At 61.3% G+C, this 2,857-nt stretch carries 1 protein-coding gene; it reads right to left on the bottom strand.

The genetic code is table 11. The features are described 5' to 3' along the window. On the bottom strand, positions 1-2,857 hold a 2,857-nt coding region (locus PVZ80_RS11200), incomplete at both ends, for a hemagglutinin repeat-containing protein (RefSeq protein ID WP_273863898.1).

The raw sequence follows: 2,857 nt of genomic DNA, 5'->3' as shown, positions 1-2,857 counted from the left end.
TGTCCCGGTTTGTCCCATTTGGTGCTGGTGTAAGAAGCACTCAGGCTGGCCGACTGGCTTTTGATGTCGCTGGTGTTCTTGATGTCGCTGACGATCAGGCGACCGGTGTCGAGATGGTTCTTGTCGGCACTGGCTTCACTGGCAATCACCGCGCCTTGCAGCTGGGTATTGGCCCCGACATAAATGTCGTATCCCCCTTTACCTACATACAGCCCGGTCTGGTCAGTCACCGCCTGGTAATTGCTGTCCATCTTGCTACCAGCGATATTGCCGCTGGCGCTGACCATGGAGCCGTAGCAGAACGGCGGAACACAGATGCTGGCGCCGAAACCGCCACTGGTCTGCCGGTTTTTCTGATCGGCTTCATCCTGCCGGGAGGCAATATTGAGGTTGCCGCCTACCTCCGCCTTGATGGTATCGGCTCGTACCTGCGCCCCCGCCAAGGTGGTGTCCTGACCGCTTTTCAGCATGAGCAGGCCAGTATCCACCGTGCTGTTGACCTGGGTGACCGAGTGGCCCGTGCCCATGCCTTTTGCCATCTGCGCCCCGAGATCGAGGGTGAAGCCGTTCTGGTCACCAATATTGAAGCTGGCGCCGATACTGGTCTTGCTGTTGCGATTCTGGTTATCCCATTGCGCACGGTCCTGCGCGCTTTCCAGAGTGATGTCGTTTTTCGCCATCAACAGCGTGTCTTTTGCCTTGAGGCTACTACCCACGACATGAATATCGCCCCGGGTACCCGGCGCGTCCCCTACCGCCGAAATGACCAGACCCGCACCACTGGTCAAGCTCGATTGCTTGGCCGTTTCACTGCTGTATTCGCTGGTACTTTTGCTTCGGGTCGAACCCAACTCAGTCCCAATCTTGATAAGCGAACCACTGCTGTTGGCTGGCTTGCCTTGGGATTGATTCGCTGCATCGGCGCTGAAGCTGTCGACCGCGTTATAGGCAGAGAGCAATGCCTGAGCACTCTTGACCGCCTTCAGGCGGCTATCATCGGCATCCTTGGCCGCACGGATGTCATTGCGAATGCTCTTGACCGTATCGACTACCATGCCACCCACGACACGACCGACCGCCAGGCTCTTCGAGCTGTCGGTGCTGCTTTGCGTGGCTGTTTCCAGACCCGCGGCGATGGTCACATTGGAACCGGTAAGACTCATATCCTTGGTACTGACCAAATCACTGGCCACCACCTTCAACTCACGCCCCGCCTCAAGCTTCACACTGCCTTCGCTCGAACCCACGGTACTGCCGGTCAAGGTGGTTTGCGCCGCCTTGCCGGTGTGGTTACTGCTGCTGATCGACAAGTGCTGGTTGCCGGTGATGTCGTCCACGCCCAGGTTGTTGGCGGTGAGTACGCCCATCAGGTCGCGGTTTTTCTGCTTGTGCAGCTCGCTGCGGGTGAAGGTGTTTTCAGCCGCGTCGATGGTCAGGTCATTGCCGGCCTGTACGCTCAGGTCTTTGGTGCTGACCAGCGCGGAACCGGTGACGGTGGCATCGTGCTTGGCAACCACGTCCACGGTGTTGCCGGAAATGATGCTGCCGACCGCCTTGGTCTGGGTTTCCGCCAGTTTGTCCTGGACCTTGCTGGCCTTCAGGCCGCCCCAGCTGCTTTTGCTTTTACTGCTCTCGTGGCGCGCGCTGTTGGAGTCGCTGACGGCCAGGATTTGCACGTCATTACCCGCCGTCAGCCGGGCAGCGCCTTTGTCTGCCGCGACTTCGCTGCCTTTGACCAGCAAGTCGTTGCCAGCGATCAACACGCTGTTATTGCCCGAGGTGACAGAACTGGCGATGTTGGTGGTGCTGGCGGTTTCGTCGAGACGACTCTTCTTGCCCGACGAACTCTTCTTGGTCTTGCTGTAGAAGCTGTAGTTGCTGTCTTCCGCGGACTCCAGCGCCAGGTTGCCGCCGGCCACCAGATACGCCTCATCCCCCGCACTCACCCGGCTGGCAATCAGCTCCAGATCCTTGCCGGCACTGAGGGCCACGCTGCCACCCGCGGTCACCGCCGTGGAGACCTGGCTGACCTTGTCGGACTGGCCCTTGTACTTCTTGGAACTGGAGTACGAGTGCTGCTCGTCCGCCGCCGAGGCCAGGGTCAGGTTGCCGGTGGCGGCCATGGCGAGGTTGCGTTTGGCGTCGATCTGGCTGGCGATGGCCGACAGATCGCGGCCGCTGTTGATTGTCAGGTCGCGACCGCTGGTGAGCACCGAGCCGTGCTGGCTGGTGCTGGTGTGCAGGGAGTTGGTCCGAGTCTCGTTGTCCTGCTGTTCGACAGCGGTAAGGTTGGCATCCCGGCCGGCGTTGATGGTGGTGTCGCGCGCGGCTTGCAGCACGCCAGCGGCGTTGTTGAAGTCACGACCGGCCTTGAGCGTCAGGTCGTTGGCGGCTTCGATACGCGCGGCGCTGTCGAGGAAGTCACGCCGCTGTTGCAGATCGCCGCCGCTGTTCTGGTGGCTGGTGACCGTGCGTTCATTGATCAGGTCGCCGTTGAGCGCGCTCAGGTTCACATCGCGACCGGCGATGATACCGCCCGCCTTGTTCACCAGGTTGTTGCCCGCCAGCAGGTCCAGGCGATTGCCGGCTTCGATCAGCCCGCTGTTGACCAGGTCGTTGCCGGCCTTGGCCGAGAGGTTGTTGGTGGCGCGCAGGGTGCCGGCGTTGAGCAGGTCCTTGCCGGCGATCAGGCTGATGTCCTGCCCGGCGATCAGCGCGCCGTTGGCGGCCAGGCGGTTGTTGGCGTGGGCCATGTACAGCACCGGCACCAGCACGTTCTCGCCATTCACCTGATGCGATTCGAGCCAGACGATGTCGTGGGTCAGGGCCGCGACCTGCTCGGAGGTCAGCGAGGTGC

Origin of the sequence: Pseudomonas sp. B3G-3 (assembly GCF_028640915.1) — a bacterium.
Lineage (GTDB): Bacteria > Pseudomonadota > Gammaproteobacteria > Pseudomonadales > Pseudomonadaceae > Aquipseudomonas > Aquipseudomonas chlororaphis_I.
The sequence above is the reverse complement of the archived record's forward strand: the minus strand, read 5'-3'. Positions and strand labels throughout refer to the sequence as shown.